This window comes from Bacillus sp. z14 (2026), from assembly GCF_058313575.1.
In genome coordinates this window covers 37,010-59,096 of the sequence record NZ_JBZFQK010000004.1, presented here as the reverse complement: position 1 = coordinate 59,096, position 22,087 = coordinate 37,010, and the positions used below count along the sequence as shown (strand labels likewise).

At 36.9% G+C, this 22,087-nt stretch carries 19 protein-coding genes; 6 read left to right on the top strand and 13 right to left on the bottom strand.

Annotation, left to right across the window (positions count from 1 at the left end; translation table 11 throughout):
* Window positions 1–230: 230 nt before the first annotated feature.
* Window positions 231–1,016: an SDR family oxidoreductase gene (locus AC4G3O_RS14300; protein ID WP_139892739.1), complete on the bottom strand. Its 786-nt coding sequence runs from the start codon at window positions 1,014–1,016 to the stop codon at window positions 231–233.
* A 303-nt stretch (window positions 1,017–1,319) separates the two neighbouring features.
* On the opposite strand from AC4G3O_RS14300, the gene AC4G3O_RS14295 reads away from it, so the two are divergent.
* On the top strand, window positions 1,320–2,414 hold the full coding sequence (locus tag AC4G3O_RS14295) for an SH3 domain-containing protein (protein ID WP_491136387.1): 1,095 nt from the start codon (window positions 1,320–1,322) through the stop codon (window positions 2,412–2,414).
* Between the two features lie 115 nt (window positions 2,415–2,529).
* Here the strand turns inward: AC4G3O_RS14295 and AC4G3O_RS14290 are convergent, their stop codons facing one another.
* The 4 genes from AC4G3O_RS14290 to AC4G3O_RS14275 form a co-directional block, all read right to left on the bottom strand.
* Complete coding sequence (locus tag AC4G3O_RS14290; protein ID WP_490558870.1) at window positions 2,530–4,029, bottom strand: malate:quinone oxidoreductase; 1,500 nt, start codon at window positions 4,027–4,029, stop codon at window positions 2,530–2,532.
* Window positions 4,030–4,307: 278 nt separating this feature from the next.
* Complete coding sequence (locus AC4G3O_RS14285; RefSeq protein WP_066108344.1) at window positions 4,308–5,954, bottom strand: DUF2075 domain-containing protein; 1,647 nt, start codon at window positions 5,952–5,954, stop codon at window positions 4,308–4,310.
* A gap of 53 nt (window positions 5,955–6,007) precedes the next feature.
* Window positions 6,008–6,310 carry a nucleotide pyrophosphohydrolase gene (locus AC4G3O_RS14280; protein WP_066108347.1) on the bottom strand — a complete coding sequence of 101 codons (303 nt, stop codon included), beginning with the start codon at window positions 6,308–6,310 and terminating at the stop codon, window positions 6,008–6,010.
* A gap of 403 nt (window positions 6,311–6,713) precedes the next feature.
* Window positions 6,714–7,277: a TetR/AcrR family transcriptional regulator gene (locus tag AC4G3O_RS14275; protein WP_066108350.1), complete on the bottom strand. Its 564-nt coding sequence runs from the start codon at window positions 7,275–7,277 to the stop codon at window positions 6,714–6,716.
* Between the two features lie 151 nt (window positions 7,278–7,428).
* Here AC4G3O_RS14275 and AC4G3O_RS14270 point away from each other — a divergent pair, with 151 nt between their 5' ends.
* On the top strand, window positions 7,429–8,283 hold the full coding sequence (locus AC4G3O_RS14270; protein ID WP_491090507.1) for a DegV family protein: 855 nt from the start codon (window positions 7,429–7,431) through the stop codon (window positions 8,281–8,283).
* A 409-nt stretch (window positions 8,284–8,692) separates the two neighbouring features.
* On the opposite strand, the gene AC4G3O_RS14265 is transcribed toward AC4G3O_RS14270, so the two are convergent.
* Both AC4G3O_RS14265 and AC4G3O_RS14260 read right to left on the bottom strand, forming a co-directional pair.
* Window positions 8,693–10,354, bottom strand: coding sequence for a M4 family metallopeptidase (locus AC4G3O_RS14265; protein ID WP_066108356.1), 1,662 nt, complete (start codon window positions 10,352–10,354; stop codon window positions 8,693–8,695).
* Between the two features lie 280 nt (window positions 10,355–10,634).
* Window positions 10,635–11,612: a tRNA dihydrouridine synthase gene (locus AC4G3O_RS14260; protein ID WP_490558872.1), complete on the bottom strand. Its 978-nt coding sequence runs from the start codon at window positions 11,610–11,612 to the stop codon at window positions 10,635–10,637.
* Between the two features lie 451 nt (window positions 11,613–12,063).
* Here AC4G3O_RS14260 and AC4G3O_RS14255 point away from each other — a divergent pair, with 451 nt between their 5' ends.
* Entirely contained in the window at window positions 12,064–13,092 is a 1,029-nt protein-coding gene (locus AC4G3O_RS14255) for an HD domain-containing protein (RefSeq protein ID WP_066108359.1), read from the top strand.
* A gap of 121 nt (window positions 13,093–13,213) precedes the next feature.
* On the opposite strand, the gene AC4G3O_RS14250 is transcribed toward AC4G3O_RS14255, so the two are convergent.
* The 6 genes from AC4G3O_RS14250 to bsh form a co-directional block, all read right to left on the bottom strand.
* Window positions 13,214–14,230, bottom strand: coding sequence for an oxidoreductase (locus AC4G3O_RS14250; RefSeq protein ID WP_491136386.1), 1,017 nt, complete (start codon window positions 14,228–14,230; stop codon window positions 13,214–13,216).
* A 230-nt stretch (window positions 14,231–14,460) separates the two neighbouring features.
* Entirely contained in the window at window positions 14,461–15,372 is a 912-nt protein-coding gene (locus AC4G3O_RS14245; protein WP_066108365.1) for a PTS system mannose/fructose/sorbose family transporter subunit IID, read from the bottom strand.
* A gap of 18 nt (window positions 15,373–15,390) precedes the next feature.
* The gene (locus tag AC4G3O_RS14240; RefSeq protein WP_066108368.1) at window positions 15,391–16,197 is read right to left on the bottom strand and encodes a PTS mannose/fructose/sorbose transporter subunit IIC; all 807 of its coding nucleotides are present in this window, start codon (window positions 16,195–16,197) and stop codon (window positions 15,391–15,393) included.
* 37 nt (window positions 16,198–16,234) lie between these two features.
* Window positions 16,235–17,203 (bottom strand): mannose/fructose/sorbose PTS transporter subunit IIA, encoded by a 969-nt coding sequence (locus AC4G3O_RS14235; protein WP_066108371.1) that lies wholly within the window; start codon window positions 17,201–17,203, stop codon window positions 16,235–16,237.
* 434 nt (window positions 17,204–17,637) lie between these two features.
* Window positions 17,638–18,009 carry a DUF956 family protein gene (locus AC4G3O_RS14230; RefSeq protein WP_066108374.1) on the bottom strand — a complete coding sequence of 124 codons (372 nt, stop codon included), beginning with the start codon at window positions 18,007–18,009 and terminating at the stop codon, window positions 17,638–17,640.
* A 390-nt stretch (window positions 18,010–18,399) separates the two neighbouring features.
* Window positions 18,400–19,398, bottom strand: a complete 999-nt coding sequence (gene bsh / locus AC4G3O_RS14225; RefSeq protein ID WP_491136385.1) for a choloylglycine hydrolase — start codon at window positions 19,396–19,398, stop codon at window positions 18,400–18,402.
* A gap of 300 nt (window positions 19,399–19,698) precedes the next feature.
* Here bsh and AC4G3O_RS14220 point away from each other — a divergent pair, with 300 nt between their 5' ends.
* From AC4G3O_RS14220 to AC4G3O_RS14210, 3 genes are read left to right on the top strand one after another with little or no spacing between them, the layout of a single operon-like run.
* Window positions 19,699–20,370, top strand: coding sequence for a response regulator transcription factor (locus AC4G3O_RS14220; protein ID WP_139892744.1), 672 nt, complete (start codon window positions 19,699–19,701; stop codon window positions 20,368–20,370).
* Complete coding sequence (locus AC4G3O_RS14215; protein WP_139892745.1) at window positions 20,367–21,440, top strand: HAMP domain-containing sensor histidine kinase; 1,074 nt, start codon at window positions 20,367–20,369, stop codon at window positions 21,438–21,440. The genes AC4G3O_RS14220 and AC4G3O_RS14215 overlap by 4 nt, the downstream gene beginning before the upstream one ends.
* A gap of 54 nt (window positions 21,441–21,494) precedes the next feature.
* Entirely contained in the window at window positions 21,495–21,863 is a 369-nt protein-coding gene (locus tag AC4G3O_RS14210) for a hypothetical protein (RefSeq protein ID WP_139892769.1), read from the top strand.
* Window positions 21,864–22,087: the final 224 nt, after the last annotated feature.

Here is a 22,087-nt window from a genome sequence, read left to right as displayed (position 1 = left end):
AACCTGCTTAGCCAACATAACGGACTTTAACATAGCCTAATTTTGCCTAGACATAAAAGAAAGTAAGTTTACCCGAAAAAAATGATATTCTTGCTTCAGGAATATTTTAACTTATATTTAAATTTAAATAAAACTAAAACACCTAACCTACTAGATCAAAAGTTGGACACAATGTGACAATTAGTAGTTAAAGAGAAAAAAGAGTGAAAGTATATTAAGACTTTGTCGAATTAAACTTCCATCCCCCACTTTTTCTGTTCAGCTTCCTTCATCTGTTTTTCTGTTTGCTCTGGATAAACTGTACGGAATTTATGGTGTTCTGCCGGGATAATTTCTATCATTTTTTCAATCATATCCTCTGGATCCATTTGATTTTTCAATCCCTCTTCCATTGCTTTCATATCTTCTTTACGGGTAAAGTGTTCTTCCTCATTAAACCATTTCCATTTTTCTTCTACAGCCCGATCGTTGAAACCCGTATCAAATGAACCCGGGTTAATAGTCGCCACCTGTATGCCAAACTCTTTTAATTCATCCTTTAATGTCAAAGCCATTGCTTCAATGGCATGCTTGGTCGCTGCGTATGGACCTGCATAAGGAGTTGTCATAATGCCTGCCATTGAACTTAAGAAAACAATTTTGCCCATACCTTTGTTAACCAGCTTTCTTGCAGCGATTTGAGCTGTCTCAAGCGTGGCAAAAACGTTCACTTCAAAGATAGCGCGGAACCGTTCCATTGGTATTTCAGCGAGCGGTCCACCTTCATTAATCGCGGCATTCGCCACAAAAATATCAAAATCATATTTATCAATTTCTCTTAAATCAATAGGATTGGTAATATCGAGCTTAAAAACTTCCATATTTATTCCCAAGTCTCTCGTTTCCCGCATAAGCGCTGTTTTCTGAGATGTCGTCTCAGTCGTCGCTATGACATGATGACCTTTTTTCGCCAGACCAATAGCCGATCCTTTGCCGAGTCCGCTCCCTGCTCCAGTAATAAAAATTGTTTTTTCCATTTTATATTTCCTCCTTTCCCCTTCTATCACTTCTTTTTTCTTCTTCCCGATGGCAATTAGCATAAACATTCATCCATTGGCTGAAAATTATTACTTGAGATCTGCTATATTGGTAAACCATGTATTAATTTTAAAAATATTTCATTAAATATCCGTAAAATTCATAGAACAATAGAACGAAATTGGGCAGGACCACATGATTAAAAAATTTAAATCTAGTAAAATAAGAAGAGCTCGTTTACGACTACATTTAGAAGTAAATAGAATAAGGAAGTACATAAATTATTAAGGAGAAGTGAATACATGATCAAAAAGGGGATTGCAATCATAATCGCACTGTTCGTGATTCTTTCAGGTCTTCCCGTGGAAAATAACGTTCAAGCTGCATCATCCAAATATGTAACGGCCAGTACACTAAATGTACGAAGTGGTCCAGGAACTACATACAAAGTTGTTACAACTGTTAAAAAGAATACCTCAGTCAAAGTAGCTCAAACGAAAGGCTCATGGGAAAAAGTAACGGTTGGAAGCAAGACTGGCTGGGTTTCCAGCAAATATTTAACATCTAAAAAACCTGTTGCAGAAGTAACTTCTAAAACGATGTATGTCACAGCAAGTACATTAAATATTCGCAGTGGAGCCGGAACTAAGTACAAAGTAGTTACAACTGTTAAAAAGAACAGCTCAGTTAAAGTAACTCAAACGAAAGGCTCTTGGAGCAAAGTAATCATTGGCAGCAAAACCGGTTGGGCTTCCAGTAACTATTTAACTTCCAAAAAGCCCGCAGCTCCGAAAAATTTAGCTGAAGGCTTAAAGACAGTCAAAAGCAACAAGCAACTCATTCTCGTTACTTCAAGTGGATATAATACATCGAAAGCTGAAATCCGCACATTCGAGAGGAACTCTAAAGGAAAATGGGTACCTGTATTAATAACCAAAGGTTATATTGGGAAGTATGGATTTGCAAAGGAAAAGGACATGAAAGAAAGTGGCAAGAGGTCTCCGATTGGGAAGTATACAATCGGTACAGCTTTTGGCCGAAAAGCAAATCCCGGAACAAAGCTGAATTATCGTAAAATCACAGCGGATGACGTATGGGTTGATGATCCGAAATCGAAACTATACAACACTTGGCAGTCCAAAAAGAAAACCAAGGGTCAATGGAAAAGTGCAGAAAATATGAATATATCAGCCTACACATATGGGTTTGTAATCAACTACAATACGAAGCGAACACCTTATAAGGGAAGCGCAATCTTCTTCCACATTGGCAACAGCTATACTTTAGGCTGCACCGCAACATCTGAAGCAAACGTGAAAAAGATTTTGAAATGGTTAGACCCTAAAAAGAAACCAGTCATTATTCAGACTCCAATTAATGAACTTAATACGTACTAATAAAACAACCCTGCATTGGTAAGTCTAGTGCAGGGTTGTTTCTACTGTTCATAAAATAAAGATAGGGCAACCCGCTTAGTATAGTGAGTTGCCCTTATTTATAATTAAGCTATGCTTAGTTACAGATCATTTCTTTTGTACAAAGTCCCAGTGTTTCTGTAGTTGATTGATTAATTTCTTTGAAAAGATCAGGATTTTCCATTAAAGATAGACCATAAGATGGAATCATTTCTTTTATTTTAGGTTCCCACTCCTTCATATTTTGAGGGAAACATTTATCCAATACTTTAAGCATAACGTGAACAGCAGTAGAGGCTCCAGGAGAGGCTCCGAGCAATGCAGCAACCGAACCATCTTCAGCACTGACCACTTCTGTACCAAATTGAAGTGTTCCCTTTCCTTTTTCTGTATCTTTGATTACTTGCACACGTTGGCCTGCCACAACTGTATGCCAATCTTCGCTGTTGGCGTTTGGAATAAATTCACGTAATTCCTCCATACGCTTCTCATTCGATAGCATGACTTGCTGAACCAAATATTTAGTCAATGCCATTTCTTTAACTCCCGCCGCCAGCATCGTAATAACATTATTCGGTTTTACGGACCCAAATAAATCAAAGTTGGAACCAGTTTTTAAGAACTTGGGCGAAAAACCGGCAAATGGCCCAAATAATAACGTTTTCTTATTATCGATATATCGTGTATCTAAATGAGGAACAGACATTGGTGGTGCACCAACCTTAGCCTTTCCGTATACTTTTGCATGATGCTTTTCAGCGATTTCCGGATTGTTACAAACCATAAACAGTCCGCTTACAGGGAAACCTCCGATATGCTTGGACTCCGGAATGCCTGTTTTTTGAAGTAAAGGGAGACTTCCTCCTCCTCCACCGATAAAGACGAAATGCGCCGTATGATATTCAAGTTTACCATTCTCCAAATCATGCACCTTCACCTGCCATAGGCCATCAGTGGTACTTTTAATATCTTCTACACTATGCCTATAATTGACTTCTACTCCGCTTCTATGTAAATGTTCAAACAGCATACGTGTTAACGCACCGAAGTTAACATCGGTTCCTGAATCAATTTTTGTGGCTGCAATCGGTTCATCCGTTGAGCGTCCCTCCATTATAAGAGGAATCCATTCTTCTAGTTTCTCTGGATTCTCTGTAAATTCCATTCCTTCAAACAAAGGATTTTTAGAAAGCGCTTTAAAACGCTTTTTCAAAAAAGTTATATTATCCTCTCCCTGCACTAAACTTATATGAGGAATTGGCATGATAAAATCCTGTGGATTTTGAATCAAATTGCTGTTAACCAAATATGACCAAAACTGCTTCGATTGCTGAAACTGCTCATTAATATTGATAGCCTTGCTAATATCTAAAGATCCATCAGCTTTTTCAGATGTATAGTTAAGCTCACACAGTGCAGAATGACCCGTCCCTGCATTATTCCATTCATTTGAGCTTTCTTCCCCTGCACTTGCAAGTTTTTCAAATACTTTGATGTTCCATTCAGGTGCTAACTCTTTAAGTATTGCCCCCAATGTCGCGCTCATAATCCCGGCACCAATTAAGATAACGTCTGTTTTCTTCTGCATGTTGCTCATTATAACCATCCTCATCCCCTAATTTGTAAAAAAGAGCAAGCTCTCCTGTTTAAACAAAGCAAAAAGAAAGGCTCTACTTAAGAAACCCTTTCATCTCATTTTTTACCATATCTCATACCATTATAATGATTCTTCGACTAAAATATCTACTATTTACAGATAATTATAAACTATTTGTCGATTTTATTGAAGATGGAAGCTTTTATTTAAAGAGAGGCAGACAAAACACCTTATACCCTTATTCAGATTGGTTAAGGGTTTTGCCTCTTATAATGAAATCAGCTTCTTGTGTCCTGCCTAGGAAATCTATTTTCTTGAAGTTTTAACAATCTGTCCCTTAATTCCGGATCATGTGCATATATGTACAGGCCATGTATGCCCCTCTTCATCAGTATGTTAAGTGAATTTAAAATAATTCTTTCCATAATTTCTTCACTGTTTTTATACTCATTCCTTCCCCTAAAGGCCTCTGTATCCTTATAGTTTTCAGGAATGATTTTTAACATATCTGTTTCCTTATCATAGCCGATTGATGGACCTAGAATAACCCCAACATAATTTAAGTCAAAGCCCTGAATTGTATAAATGGATCCTACTTCCTTTATGGTATTTGCTTCTTCTGCCCATGTATGATTTCCATAATCATTATTCCATGGAAGTTTAAAACCATCCTCTTCCACATAATAGGTTTGTCCATCTTTCTTATGTATATAATCGAAGGTGGACACAATTCTCGCCAAACCAAATTTGTTATTCTGCTCTTGGATTACTTTATACATTTCTGCTGCCGATTCGAAAATCCGAAAATCATATGCGTCTTCAATCGGCATCGGTGTAATTTTCTTTTCCACAAAATAATTAATCCAATTGACCATATTATCGGAGGCACGCATTCGAAATTGATTTGTCAGTACATAATTCCCTGTATTACAGCTCTTTGTGATTGAGTATAGCTTTTCTTCGTCCCAGTAACTTTTCATTTTCAAGACTTGCTTGTCATCATAGACGATAATGGCTACCTTGCTATGTCTAATGATCTCTTCCAATTGATTTTCTTCATTGAAATTATTGTAACTATCAGGTTTTGTTAACAATAAATGAGCTTCATCTACTAGAACGATATCAGCCTTTTTCCCCAATTTCTTTCGCTTGTTGATAAATGTTGTCGGCTTTTCAAAATTCTTTTTAGAAAGTACTTTAACATTTCCAGCTATTTTTCTATAGGTCTTTAACATCTCAGAATGATTAACTAATAAATAGTTTTCAGTTTTGGATAAATCGTTATCTTTTTCCTTGGCGAGCTCTTGTATTTTATTAAAAACCGAACTTAAGACAACACTCTTTCCGACACCCGCTTCCCCTTTAATAAGAAAAACAAACGGTTTTTCATCCTTTATATGTTCTTTGCATACCTTTATAATTTCCTGTTGCAGCTCTAACTGTTCAGTCGTCATTTCCTTAAAGGGGGATAACTTAAAGATATCTTTATTTTCAATTGCTTGTGCTGAATGATCGACAATTTTTCTTTTTAAAAGTTCAGTCCAAATTTCATCAAAAATTTGTTCGTCATAGTATTGTTTTTCATAATAATTATGCATTACATTCTTTGCAGTTTGACTCTTGTTCTGCAGCTTATAACGCTCATCCGCCAAGAAATAATTGATTAGCTTCGTTTCTATATTATATGTAGCAGAACGATTAAATTTATTATGGATAATTAAGGACATCTTACTTAATGATTTTCGTTCATTATTATTCAGATGGTCCCTCATCCGATTTTTGACTGCCACTGTTTCGCCTATATAGACCGTAGTTTCATTGTTCAGAAAATACACGACAGGATAATCAATATAATACCCGCTCAGGCGATTTATTGATGCCTTGTTAAAAGGCAGTGTCTCTATTTTTACTGTACTTGTACTCATACCGCACCTCCACATCACACATGATTGTAAGCTGAATATGATTCATAATATGACTATTTCTTTGCCGGAGCCGGGTATTTTATGGCGTTCTTCTTCAGTTTCTTGAGTGCTTCCTCTTCCAGATTGATATCCAATTTATCCGCTAACTGCAAGAGATAGATAAATACATCGGCCATTTCTTCTTTTATATTGTCTATTGAATCAGCCGCTGCCTCTTCGCTATCTCTCCACTGGAAATTCTCCAATAATTCATTCGCTTCCAATGAAATCGAAATCGCTAAATCTTTCTCATTATGATATTGTCCCCAATTCCGCTCATCCCTGAACTCTAAAACCTTTTGTATGACTTCTTTCATTTTTTATTACCACCTAGTCTTTTATTCGATATATTCTACTTTACCATTTTTAATATAAAATATATAAAAACATTATCCAGTAGAGTTTTCGGTTAAGAACTAGTTAGAAATAGAGTAAATACACTATTGAAAGGAAGGCTTTGTTGATTCGCTATTGATTTCTAAGCCTGCCCTTCACTTTCCTTAATTTACCGACTTTACAATTATCCACTGCTTTTATCCGCCTAATTTATTCATCATAGGAAATTGATTGTTTTAAACAAATGCGCAGTAAAGTTAACAAGATACTGGTTTCTCCTATTTATTGCATAAGGAAAAGACCCTATATTACGAAAAAAAGCTCTATGAAAAAATTTAGGGCCAGTAGAATATCTTTTACTTTTTTTGATTCAGGTATCTTTACTTACTTCCCATAAATAATCTTCGCCAGACCGTAGTGACTTATATTTTCAATCAGATTGGCAATCTCTGAGGGAGACTCCTTGTAATCATTTTGAATCCATTCATTCAGGATACCTATTGTCCCAGCAGTTATAAACGTTGATAGATACCCCACTTGTGTTTGCGGTACATTTTTCCCGTAACGATTCCACTTTTCTATACATTTCATATGGGCAATATCTAACACATCATCAAGAAAGTCTTTTCCGTTCTTCAAAGTAAAGAGAATTCTGCTCAGTTCCTTATTTCTTAGAATCACCTCAAGAATTTCATTTGTAAATCCCGAAATCGTGTAGTCGTCCTTTGAAATGGAGATAGCTGCCTTCAGTTCATCCACATATTGACTCTTTAGCTTCTCCATCAAATCATATACATCCTCATAGTACCGATAAAAGGTAGCCCGATTGATTTCAGACTTTGTACATAGCTCGGTTACGGTAATTTTATTGATTGGCTTTTGTTCTAACAATTCAATAAATGTGTCTTTAATTACTTTTTTGGTATATCTTATTCTGCGATCTTCCATCCATTCTGACTCCTATTCTTAAACAAATCGTCCCATTCTGTTTAATAACTTTCATTCTGATTAAAATTGATGATTGATGCTTCCGGGGCAACATTATACAATGATAACAAATTTTATACAACACAGTGTTTAATAACTAACGGAGGTTTTCATGAAGAATATATCAATTATTACCGATGGAAGTTGCGATATCCCAGCAGAGGTAATCGAAAAATATGGAATAAAATTAATTCCTCTTCATTTTCAGTTTGAGGATCAAATAGAGTACGGTTCCGAACGTAAAATGGAAATTACGGAGTTTTATAATAGATTAGCAAATGGCGAGGTTGCCAAGACCAGTGCCAGCTCTCCTTCAGCCGCAATTCAAGTATTAAAAGAAGAATTGGAAAAAGGAAATGATATCATTTGTGTAACTCTTTCCAGCGCATTAAGCTGCACGTTTAATAATATTAGATTGGCAAGTCTGGAATTACTAGATTCATATCCGGAAAGTCGCATCGCCGTAATCGATTCCTTGACCGGTTCTATGGCTATGGGTATGTTAGTGGTTAAAGCTTGCATGATGAGAGATGAGAAGTATTCCTACGACCAAATTGTCGAATATCTGGAAGAAAACAAACAATCCTTCCACGTGGAATTTTACGTGAATGACTTACAATACTTAGCCAGAGGTGGCAGACTAAATCCGGCTATTGCGAAGATTGGTGGACTAATCGGAATCAAGCCAATCCTTTCTGTTACAGATAATGGAGTCATTGAATCTGTCTGCAAAGCTCGAAAAACATCCGGTGCAACCAAGCAAATCAAAGAAAGATTCCTAGCTTCAAATGTTGAGAGAGAAATGATTTGTATTTTACACTCTAATAATCTTGATCATGCATTAACCTTAAAAGCAGATCTAGAATTAGAACAATCCTTCGATCAAGTATTCATCACTGAAATCGGCCCATCCATTGGCAGCCATACAGGCCCAGGTTGTCTAGGACTTGCTTATATAAAACAATAAATGAGAATAGAAGGGATATCTCCGATTGGGCGACAGGAGATTATCACCTAACTAAACTCAATGAGCCAATTAGAGTATCAAACATTGATATTATTGCCTCAATAAGAGACAAAAAGAGATTGGGACAAAAGGTCTCCAGCATCTATAAAAGCCGAACTATTATATAATGCAGTGTTAACATCAATTATTAATAATAGTTCGGCTTTTTCTATTTAGATTAATAAAAATCAAATACATCATTCGGTTTTAGACATAGTAAATTTAGTTATGTCCCAGCCTCTTTTTCATGTAGAAATTTCCTACTCTGGATCGCTAATAGTTTATATATGCACATAAAAAATCCCTTAAACTCATCGTCTAAGGGAGCAAATAAATATAAACTAACCTTCCTTCAAGTCATCTGGATGAATTAATAGATTCCCACCGCATCAAAACCAGATTGTACGGCCGCCTCTTCCTCGCTGCCTTCACCATACAAATCAATAGCAGACTGCACAATTGCGTTCCGAGCATCGCTAAAATTGGAATTAGAGGTTAAATAAACCGTTAAAGCTCGATAGTAGATTTTCCCCAATTTTTCTCTTCCAAGTTCTTGACCGATCAGGTATGCAGCATGGTTTGTAATAGATGAATTAACATGGACACCACCGCCATCTACGGAAGTCGGCATATGATAAAACTCGTCCATATGGTCTGGATAGACACCACCATTTGTGCTATATTCTCTTCTTTGCTCGTTGCTGACGATTACACTGTTAGGATTACTTAAACTGCGCAATACCGTCACCCCTTCAGCTTTGGCAGCTGGTGCCATAATATCCTCTCCCATTTCCCAGTCACCATCATCAACTAGTACACCAAACACGTCAGCAAAAGACTCGTTTAGTGCTCCTGATTGATTCCGGTAAACCAGATTAGCTGAATGAGAAATTACACCATGGGTCATTTCATGAGCAGCTACATCAAGACCTGCTGCCAGAGAAATCATAAACTCTCCATCTCCATCACCGTAGGTCATCCAACGTCCGTTCCAGGAAGCATTATTATAATTGGTACCATAGTGGACTTTAGATATAATTGCCATTCCCTCTCCATCTAGAGAATTACGGCCATGCTCGTTTAGAAAATACTCGTATACTTTTTCGGAATTATAGTGCGCATCGACAGCAGCACGATCGTAGTCTTTGATAAATGAAGCTGAATTCCCTACATAAAGCGTATCATTACTGGAAGTGTTATCGTTTTTGGCATCGTATGTTTCAATTCCACCAAGGTTAGCATGAGCATAATCCGCTAAAGAAAACTTAGTACCAGAATTCGCTTCCTTTACACGGGTAATGTGTAATTCTCTGCGTTCTCCATGCACACCGATTCCTGTACCTTTTTGTGTTTTTCTTTCAGCGGCATGCATGATGGCATTATACTGATCAATTATCTCACCCGTTTGTGCATCTACAAAGACAAACCAGTTTCCAGGTTCCACACCCATAAAGTTAACATTTACTTTATAGACTGTATGGTTTTCTCCTTTAAAAGGATAGACAACCAATTCAGTAGTAGGTTCATATGTCAGCTCTTCAGGGGCTTTAACAGAGGATAAGGCTTCTTTTACTGCTCTTTCACTGCTTAAAGAGACAGCTGTATTCACTTTTGATTCACTAAGTGTCTGATTCATCCTACCATTAACGGATTCAACTTCATTATCCTTATTAAAATGAACGATAATGTCTGAACCTTCAACATTTACTCCATTTACCGTCTGATTAAAGCGGATATGCGTCATGCCCAGTTCATCCTTTTGTACATCTTTCACCTTCAAGTTTTTCTCCGGATTACTGATTCCAGTCTTTCCTTGACTATTCTTCAAATAATTCAAAGCATTGGAAGGGGTACTAGAAGAGTATTTTTCAGCAGACCGCTCCTTCACGAATAAAGGAACGCTAGCCCTCTCATTCCACTCCTTACTAACTGCTTTCGAATTAACTGGCTGTGCAATTACACTTCCGGCCGGAATCGAGCCTACTAATATAGCGGATGTTAAAAGTACTGGTACTATCAATTTTTTCTTCAATGTATTCCCTCCACTAAACCCTATTTTATTCATTATAAATCGGAGGAAGAATAATATCATGAATAATTTGAATTATTAAAATATTTAAATCGATAGATAGTTAATCCTACAATACTAGAAGCAGCAATAGATTATTCTAAAGGAAAAACCCTTAGACATGCGGAAAACACGCAGTTCCAAGGGTTATTTTAAGATTAGGATTACTTCATAACATACCATACAGATTTGAAATCCGTTCTACTATAGAGAAGTAGCAACAATTTTCTCATTCGATTGCTTCTTACTTTTCGTCCATCCCATTAAGCTCTTCAAATTTATTGATCAATGCACGCGCTTCATCTGAGGACTTCGTATTCATCAACTCATTTCTTAATTCACCAGCCCCATGGAATCCACGGACATAGATTTTAAAGAAACGATGAAGATGTGTATACTTGCGAGCTACTACTTCTAAATATTTATCATGGAGATCTAAATGCAGCCTCAAGAGATCCAGCAATTCCTTACTGCTATGTTCCTTTGGCTCATGCTCAAAGGCAAATGGATTTTTGAAAATACCACGCCCAATCATAATCCCATCTACACCGTATTGTTCAGCCAGTTTCAATCCCATTTCACGGTCAAGGATATCTCCATTGATCGTTAAAAGTGTATCGGGTGCGACCTGATCACGAAGTTTCTTAATCTCCGGAATAAGCTCCCAATGAGCGTCTACTTTACTCATTTCATCTCTTGTACGCAAATGAATAGAAAGATTAGCAATGTCTTGCTTCAATATATGTGTCAGCCAATCACGCCATTCGTCTATATCCGCGAAACCAAGCCGCGTCTTCACACTTACCGGCAATCCCCCTGCTTTAGCTGCTTGTATTAAATCGGCTGCAACTTCGGGACGGCAGATCAGACCACTTCCCTTCCCATTGTCAGCTACATTAGGTACGGGACATCCCATATTGATATCTATGCCTTTAAACCCTAACTCCGCCATACCAATACTCATTTTTCGGAAGTTTTCAGGCCTGTCACCCCAAATATGGGCTACCAACGGTTGTTCATCCTCTGTATAGGCTAAACGTCCACGCACACTCTCTTTTCCCTGAGGGTGACAATAGCTTTCCGAATTTGTAAACTCTGTAAAAAACACATCAGGTCTCCCAGCTTCACTCACGACATGACGAAAAACAACATCCGTCACATCTTCCATTGGTGCCAGTACAAAAAAAGGTCGTGGTAGATCACGCCAAAAATTTTCTTTCATATTCAAATTCCAATCCTCTCATTAAATGGGATATCATATAAAAATCTATCCCAAAACTAAACAGAAATAATCTTCTTTTACACTTATAGCATGCTTGGGCACTTTTTATCAAACTATAGAAATTTTGAACATATTATCCCTTATTATGAACAAAGAGTACAAAGAAAACCAGGAAAATTAGGTCCAGTCTGGTCAATGGTAAAGTACATCATCCATGTTCATATTCATTACTTACTTATTTCCAAATTATTTTACTAAGATATTGAATTGCTAATCTGAATAATTCCTAGTAAGAGAACCAATATATTAATGGAATGGAACAGAAGAAATCAAATAGACGATATTTCACTTGATTGTCTTCCTCATCAGTCTTAGCTTATAGATGTTATAATTATTTTTATATAATATATCCCTAACTATAAGAGGAAAAGAAATGAAGGAGGGAAACTCAATGACGGAAAAGAGGATAGATTCATCTAAGGTTAAAAAGATACCTGAAGTCGAAAAGGCAGATGAAGAGTGTACACTATATACGCCAAATACGTGGTTCGGAAATGCCATCCTGCATCGAGCAATTCTCTTTGCAACGAAAGCACATCAAGGACAGACTCGTAAAGGAACCGATATTCCGTATATTTCTCATCCATTCGAGGTTGCCCAGATTCTAACCTCTGCCGGCTGTAATACTGCGCTGATTATTGCAGGCCTGCTACATGACGTTCTGGAAGATACAGACGAGACTTCTGATGCAATTGAAAACGAGTTTGGTCCTTTAGTTTTATCCCTTATTCAGTCAAACAGCGAGGACAAGTCACGCAGCTGGGAAGAGCGAAAGCAGCATACCATCGACTACATGACAGAGTCAGCTAGCTTTGAAGAGCTCTTACTTGCCTGCGCGGACAAACTATCCAATCTCCGCAGTATTAAAGCAGACTATATTGAATGCGGAGACGAACTCTGGACCAGGTTCAACCGTGGAAAAGAGCAGCAGAGCTGGTATTACAGTAGGCTAATTGATGCATTTGCACCCCTGCATGAATATGATATGTATTGGGAAATTTCCAATCTGTATACGGATATTTTCGTAACCTATTATCGTGAATTTAACGAAGGTGCAGAAATTATTTATCAGACCAATGGTCAGGAGACTTACTTCTACCATGAGGACAATTGCCAATGGATACCCATTATGCTCGATGAGTGGGAAAAAATTCAACCGACACTGACTGCCATTTCGAAAAGAGAAGCTCTTGAGATGGAAAATAGACTTCGTGAAGACTATCCGTCTCCGATGTGCTTGTTACGTCATCAACGCGATCCGAATATGATAGTCTTATACGCCAAAAAGCTACTGCGTGAAGGTCATAGTCCTAGACTATTCGCTGATCTGTGGAATAATATGGGCGGCGGAATTCCAGCCCATACTTTGCGCGCAATAGAATGTGCATTTCTGGCTCTCTACGAGCAAAAAGATCAATAAGATATGTGAGGCTGGTTAGCATCACATACAACTGTGTTTTCCTAAAAAAGTGGACAGCCCTCAATACCATGCATAGTGTGCCGTATTGGGGGCTGTCTCTATCATTTAATTTTATTTTATTTTATTTTAAATTCTTAATGCCAGTTTCTAATATTTCCATTTGCAGCAGTGTCTGTTCATCTGTAATAGTTTTCTCTTTACCATTCATAATGGCTTCATATAAATCATCATACACTAACCCATAATCACCATTGATGGATTTCACTTTTTCTTCATGGATGGTACCTTCTTCATCAACATATGTCAGTACACCATAATGTTCTAGCGTATCTACTCCAAAATCCTTGTTATCCGGCATGTAAAATAATTTTAGGTGTTCTTCCTGGCGGTCCTTCGTTGCTTTCACAAAGCATCCCTTTTTACCGTAAACTACAAAGCTAGGCCTTTCTTTAATTCTAAAATAACTGGATTTTACAGTAACCTTCAATTCAGCATAATATAGATCTAAATCAAAATAATCATTCATTTTGCCTTGCCCCAATAATTGCCTAACATCATAGTGGATGTGATCCGGCTTGCCGAAATAGCTGATAACCTGATCCAATGTATGGCATGCATGTCCATATAAAAATGACATAGCAGGATCGAAAGTAGTAGTGGATTCTGGTACTTCGGGGCGGAAATAGTCAAAATGCATTTCTACTTCCAGCAGTTCTCCTAACTTCCCTTCTTCGATAACCTTTTGAACAGTTAAAAAATCACTATCAAAGCGTCTGTTTTGGTAAGCTTGAACAATTAGTCCCTTCTCACGCGCGATTGCAAATATTTCTTTTGCCTGCTCGGAGGTTTCCATAAAAGGCTTCTCAACTAAACAATGTTTATTATGTTCTAATACCAATTTGGCGTATTCATAATGACTGTCATGTTTTGTACAAACTACAATGAGTTGTATATCTTTATCATTTAACAGTTGATCTAAGTCAGATGTATAAGTGACCCCTGGAATCCGATCCCAGCTTTCATGTTTAGGATTCCTTTGATAAATTGTCTTTACCTTTATATTCTTTCTTTGCAGGACGAACGGTAAATGGTATCTGTTCGTGCTTTTCCCATTTCCAATATAGCCAATTGTAAGCATGGCAGCCTCCTAAAATATAAATTTATACTTAATATCTTCTATTAAGCAATAGTTTAATTCAAAATGGTTTCCATTGATATGTATATAGTAGTAATGATCAAGTTTCTGGCGGTATATAAAGAGCACCCCCTGAAAATGATTCGCTCAATTTCAGGAGGTGCTTCCCTATTTGTTTAACAGTCTTATAATCTATCTTTGTATAAGTCTGAACAAGCTTTATAAATTTATTTTTACATGATGCCTAATACATGGAAGACAACACCAACGACGAACAATCCAAGGATCATTACGATTGGTGATACTTTCTTCCTAAGCAGCCACATACAAAGAAGTGTTAATAGCAATCCAGATAAGCCTGGGATTAAACTATCTAAATTTTGTTGTAGAGTTGTTACTTTAACATCACTTAATGATAGACCAGCAGCTTGTTGTTCCAACGCTGTTTTAATTCCCTCTGCTCCTGCAGGTAACTTATCCCAATCAATATAGGCACCTTCATCAAGCTGAACGGAAGATACAGTTGGCGTAAACTTAACAGAAACCCAACGGTTAACTAATGCACCAAGGATAAACATCCCGAGTATCGATGCACCTTTAGTAATATCTCGAAGTAACCCGCCAGATAAGTCATCTGTAATTTTAGATCCTGCTTTGTAACCAAATTCCTGTGTATACCAAGTGAATCCCATACGAATAAGATTCCATAAAACGAAGTAAAGAATCGGTCCAAGTATATTACCAGTCATGGCAAGAGAAGCTGCTAACGCACCAAGGATTGGCTTAACCGTGAACCAGAAAACTGGATCTCCGATACCCGCTAAAGGTCCCATCATACCAACTTTAACACCTTGAATAGCTACGTCATCAACCGGTGCACCATTTGCACGTTCTTCCTCAAGCGCTAAAGTTACCCCGAGTATAGGTGAAGCTACATATGGATGAGTGTTAAAGAACTCTAAGTGACGTTTTAGTGCAGCAGAGCGGTCTTCTTTTGTTTTATATAATCTTTTAATAGCTGGAATCATTGCATACGCCCAACCACCGTTTTGCATTCGTTCATAGTTCCAAGAACCTTGAATGAAGGTTGAACGCCACCAAACAGAAATACGATCTTTTTTCGATAATCTCAATTCTTTTTCCACTTTCTGTCCTCCTCCTTCTTAGTAATTATCAATAATAGCGCCTATTGGATCACCTGTATTACCATTTCCGCCATTACCTGAACCGCCTTGTTTAGAAAGAGCTAAATAGATGAGTGCTAGAGCCACACCGATAGCACCTAAACCAATAAGTGTAATTTCTGTAACAGTTGCTAATACGAATCCAATTGCAAAGAATGGCCATACTTCTTTTGTAGCCATCATATTAATAACCATTGCATAACCAACAGCTACAACCATTCCACCACCGATAGCTAAACCATTTGTCAGCCACATTGGCATAGATTCAAGCAAGCTACGAACCGGACCTGCACCAATGGCTAAAATTAATCCAGCTGGGATTGCAATACGTAATCCTTGCATACAGATTGCAGCAATGTGCCAAAATTCTACTACTCTGATATTTCCTTCTGCAGCTGCAGCATCCATAAAGTGAACAAATGCAGTCGCAATCGTACGACAGATAATTGTTAATAAAAGGCCAGCAACTGCAAGCGGAACTGCAATCGCGATTGCAGAAGATACTCCATCTTGACCTTGTCCACTTAAAACTAAAATAATAGCAGATGCAACTGATGCTAACGCAGCATCCGGTGCTACGGCTGCTCCAATATTTGCCCATCCTAAAGCAATCATTTGAAGCGTACCGCCTAAGATAAGACAAGGTACAAGTTCTCCTGTAACTAAGCCGATTAACGTACATGCAATAATTGGCTGATGGAAATGGAATTCATCCAAAATTCCTTCTACACCGGCTAAGAATGCTACGAAAAGGACTAATATTATTTGAATAATAGTCAAATCCATAATGATTTATCCTCCCTTTTTTTCGTGATAATCATGATTATTTTTGTTTGTTTAACTCTTCTTGAGCCTTCTTGATAATCTCGTCCATGTTGCCTTTTGAATCGTTCGGAACTTTACGTACATCAAATTTCAAACCACGCTCTTTTAAACTAGCAAAAGCCTCAATATCCTCTTGATTGAATGCCAATACCTTATTCGGTTGAACTTTACCAGGTGAGTGTGCCATAGAACCAACATTGATTGTCTCTAATGGAACGCCACCTTCAACCGCCCTAAGTGCATCCTGCGGGTTTTCGAAAAGAAGCAATGCGCGCTGACCGCCAAAGTGTTGATCATCTTTTGCAAGTTCAATCATTTTATGTACAGGAACAACATGTGCCCTTACACCTGGTGGAGCAGCTTGTTGGATTAATTTCTTACGAAGATCGTCCTTAGCTACTGTATCAGATACAACAATGATACGAGTAGGATTTGTTGCTTTAGTCCAACCAGTCGCTACTTGTCCGTGAAGCAAACGAGAGTCGATGCGAGCTAACACGTACTCAAATTTACCAGGCGCACCTGCAGTTGACGGTTTATCAGCAGGTTTAACCTCTGTAACGGGTTCTAACTCTTCTGGTTTAACTTTAACTCCTTCTTTAGCAGTGCCCAAAATATGAGCGGCAATTTCATGTGCTTTGTTCATTGAAAAACGAGATGCAAAAGCTTCAATCAACATTGGCAAGTTCATACCAGCAACGATTGCCCATTTGTCTTGGTGATCTTCAAGCAAGCTATTGGCTTGGTTGAAAGGAGTACCACCCCAAAGATCGACTAAGAATAAGACTTCATCTTGGTTATCGAAAGAGGCAATTGCTTCTTTCATTTTTGCCTTTACATCATCAGGTCCTTCGCTCGGCATCAATGTAACAGCTTTTACATTTTCTTGTACTCCGAAGATCATTTCTCCAGATTGCAAGAGACCATTCGCAAATTCACCATGACTAGCAATGATAATCCCTACCATCTTTTTACCTCCTATTATTATAGTTACAAGCAAACTAATACGGTAAAACACGTCTATTTCTATATTTCTATAGATGTGTTTTCCAACCATCTGAAAACGACTATATTCGACAAAAAAAGACATAAAAAAAAGTGATTAAATGAAGTTATAGGTACAAAGACTCCCCTTTTTCTCTTCATCAATCAATACTTTTTACTTACATCTAATCGAAGTAGTATCGCGTAAAAAATAAAGGAGATGGTTATTTAGACTAGCTTTTCGAAAATTTCAATAAACTTTCTTAGTGATTATAGCACGCTATATAATCCGCTTTCAAGCAGGATTAAAATTTTCTATGTCCAAAGCCTCTTTGCCAAGGACATTTACATACCGTGCAATTTTTGTTTTTTTCGACAAAAAAAAGACAAGTACTAACTTATCTTTTTTTAAAACTATTACTTTTTAAATATACTACTCATACCGCGTTTGACCACATCAAAGAAACTTAATGATTGCACCATATGAGCGGGATCAACATGTTCACGAATGACTCGCAAAACTTTTTTTGAATCCTTCGAGGAGAATGTAAATGTCCCATTTCGTTTAGTTTGAATAGCATAACGCGGAATCCATTTCCCTTTAAACATGATAGAAGCAATCACATAATCAACTTCCTCCCAAGGAATTTGAATAAATTTACGAGCATCACGTTCATTAAAGAATTCAAATCCTTTGTCACCAATCATAATTTTTCCGTATTCAGGAAGCCCGTTATGTGAGGTCGCATCAATAACTAACTCGACTTTTGTATTGATTGATTGAACCATTTGATATACTACTCCATTTCTCTCTTTTAATATTCATTATTATACGCATTTTCTCACTTTAAGTGAATAGAGTTAATAAACATAGAAAAACCAGCATCATAGATAAAACTAAACAAGTAGATGCTTGCCAGTGGATATTACTACTAACTGAGCTTATCTAGAATAATGAAAGATATTAATCAACTTAATGAAGATCCTTTCAATCCTAAAGACAATAACTGCAACTCCTTCACTCACTTGCCGAGAAAATGCCTGCATTTCCGGAGTCTATACATATTGATAAATCCAATACTGGAAAAATCAAAAGGCAGCGTCCCATTAGCTAAGGACGGAGTGCCTTTTAATATAAGTTACGAAATATTTTTCGCTTATGTAAACTCTTAGGTAAACCTAATTCTGATAATTGAAATCCTGGTTTGTGAGGTATTTAAAGATTTTAAGATTTGTCCCCTCTAATTGTTCCTTATGCATATCTATCGCATTGATACGATTATTTTCATACGTTTTATAGTAATAAACACCTTTTTCTTGATCCATACAAGAAGAATAGGTTGTACCATCCTCTAACCCATCATCTGTAAGGACCCCTCCTTTAACCATTTTTACATAATCCAGCATATGAAAAAATTGTGTAATAGAATGTATATCTCCTTCAATTTTAGGCATATGTGTACGAATATAAGCTATCCTTACAAATCTGGAAACGGAAGCAAAGTCTCCGGGTATCCCTAATGTTCCAGCTCCAATGCCTAGTGCTTTTAATGTTTGCTTGCCCCATTTTGTTTCTTTTGGTGAAATTGGTGTCAGATGTAAATACTCATTCAAGTTAGTTAAATGCCAATCAAAGGTAGGATTGTTGGTCAAAACTCCTATCAGATTGTCATGTACAGTCACTCGGTCTTTTGTCTTTTCTACCACAATAGCCTTTCCTGTCTTATCTGTAATCATCCAGTGAAGCATTGAAACAGGTGTATTTTCATTGATTGGGCAATCCACAAGTTCTAAATGCTCAATTCCACGTTTAACTTCTTCTACTGTTTCGTGATTTGATAAAACCCATTGTATAAAGTCGTAGGGTGCAATATTATTTTTCCCTTCAATCGGTTCTTTCTCAAAGTACGCGTACCCTTCAAAATTTAATCCTGCGCAGGCTAGGCCAACTTCGTTCATAGCATCCGCCAGAAGAGGATGGTTATCAATTACCGTCCCCATTCCAATGATAGCGCGTTTATTGGTTACCATATTACCTGAGACTCTATCTTGATATTGATAATTTCTTGGGATAATCATAACTGCTTGATTGAAGTAATAGGCTAAGTCCATATTCCTTCCAAAAAACCACTTACCCTCTTGAGATTGAATACTTAATCCTGTACAAATATCGGTCACCTCATTTTTATATTACAAAAGATCAGATATGCAAAAATAACCATCTATCATCCACTATATTTTTCTGCATTTTTTAATTTTTATACAAGCTATGTTCACATCGTAATCATTATTGAATCAGTTTTGTTTAAAGACTCTAGATTAGGCTCTCATTAGTATCAGTCAACAATAGACCAATTTCTTCTTCTGATGGTTCTTATAGCATATCTTTTATTTATCTATTAGACGTTTTAATAATACGTTAACATTTCGTAAACAATCACATGCTATAATGTCAAAAATACAACGAGGAGAATACATATGTTTCAAATATTAGTAGTAGAAGATAATGAAAATTTAAATCAGACAGTCTGTACTTATTTGAACCTAAACGGCTATCAAGCTAAAGGTGTTCAAAATGTCAATGATGCCTATGATGCGATGACTGACCATATATTTGATTTAATTATTTCTGACATAATGATGCCGGGGATTGATGGATTTGAATTTGCTAAGTCTGTTAGGGAATTGAACAATGATATCCCTATGTTATTTATGACAGCAAAGGAAGATCTCGAATCAAAAAGAAAAGGATTCCATGCCGGTGTGGATGATTACATGGTTAAACCTGTAGATTTGGATGAATTACTCCTTCGACTGGAAGCATTGCTCCGCAGGGCAAAAATTGCATCCAATAAAAAAATCGAAATTGGCCAGCTGAGGCTTGATATCGAAGAGCATACAGCTTATTTGAACGAGGAAGAAATCAATCTGACAGTAAGAGAATTCAAGTTATTGTATAAGCTGTTGTCATACCCAAAGAAAACATTTACAAGAACTCAATTGATGGATGAGTTCTGGGATGCCGAATCCCAGTCCGGACCACGTGTAGTGGATGTTTATATTACAAAATTGAGAGATAAGTTTTCTGCGTGCAAGGATTTTGAAATTGTCACCGTGCATGGATTAGGATATAAAACGGTGCTCAAATGAAAATTACAACAGATGAACGAAATAGGAAAAAGTTTTTATTTAATTTTGGGAGATTCCTAATATTTTTTATACTGATGGCATTTGTAGTTACCTGCAATCTGGTACTGTTTTTACATTGGGTTGATTTGACGACGGAAGAAATGAAAGCTGCTGTTCCCATTACCTTCTTAAACGTTATCATTCTCACATTTATTTTCAGTATGATTGATGAAATTCGCCGTACCTTGATGGTAAGAAAACCAATAGCACGGATTCAGGCAGGTCTGGATGAAATAATGTCCGGCAATTTCAAGACACAGATTCCCTATATTAGAAATGAAAAAAGTAGCAATGAATTCGATGCAATTATCAAAGGGATTAATGAGCTGGCTGTAGAGTTGTCTGGAGTAGAAACTCTCCGAACAGATTTCATTTCAAATGTCTCTCATGAAATTAAGACTCCCCTTGCGGCTATCCAAAATTATGGAACACTGCTTCAGGGACATTCCCTTTCAGAAAAACAGAAGGTAGAATATGCAAAGGCCATTACCGAGCAGACAAGAAGATTATCTGGTCTGATTACAAATATATTGAAATTAAATCGCCTGGAAAATCAACAAATCTTTCCTGAGAGAAAATACTATAATTTAACAGAACAGATTCGCGAATGTTTACTTCTATATGAACAGTCATGGGCAAGTAAGAACATTAATATTGAAACCGATCTAGAGGAAGATATTTTCATACACGAAGATGCCGAACTGTTAAGTCTAGTATGGAACAATCTGTTTTCAAATGCGATAAAGTTTACAGATAATGGCGGAGCTGTTGGTGTTAAGGTGAAAAAAGAAGGACTTACCGCATTTGTAGAAGTCAGCGACAGCGGTTGTGGCATTAGCCCGGAAACAGGGAAGCATATTTTCGAAAAATTTTATCAGGGGGATACTTCCCATGCTGTGCAGGGAAACGGTTTGGGACTAGCTTTGGTAAAGAAAGTGATTGATATAGTTGGTGGCGATATTCATGTACAAAGTACATTAGGAGAAGGAAGTACGTTTACTGTCTACTTAAGGGAGAGCGTCATCAAATAAAATTATAGAAATATTGTCTTATGCGTAAATATAAATCAGAAATGGAGGACAATGATGGAAAATAGTAAATTTGAGTATATATATTCTGCAAAAAGGCAGGCAGAAATAGAAGCTATTAAAAAGAAATATATGAAAAAGGAAGATGATCCATTCGAACAGTTACGAAATTTGGATAAAAGTGCAGAAAGACCAGGAACAATCTTGGCCATTATGTCAGGCCTTATAGGAACATTATTGTTTGGAATAGGTATGAGCTGCTGTCTAGTATGGGGTGAACAGCTTTTAATACCAGGAATAATCATAGGTTTTTTAGGACTTGTGCTAATAAGCGTTGCCTATCCCATATATGTGAAAATAACAAAAAGAAAACGAGAGAAACTAGCACCAAAGATACTGTCTTTAAGCGAGGAATTATTAAAATAGATTTCATAAGGGAAGTAGAACATCCTATAAACGGTAATCGTTTATAGGATTCTTTTATATATAGATAATATTTTTTCATTTTAACATTTAGTAAACATTTCTTTTGCAATTCACAAACATCAAATAGGTAAGATAAAACTATCAAATGAAGTATACAAAGGAGATATTACAAGATGGAAAACAAAAAGACTTTTATTACATTATTGATTGATGCTGCAGAAGGG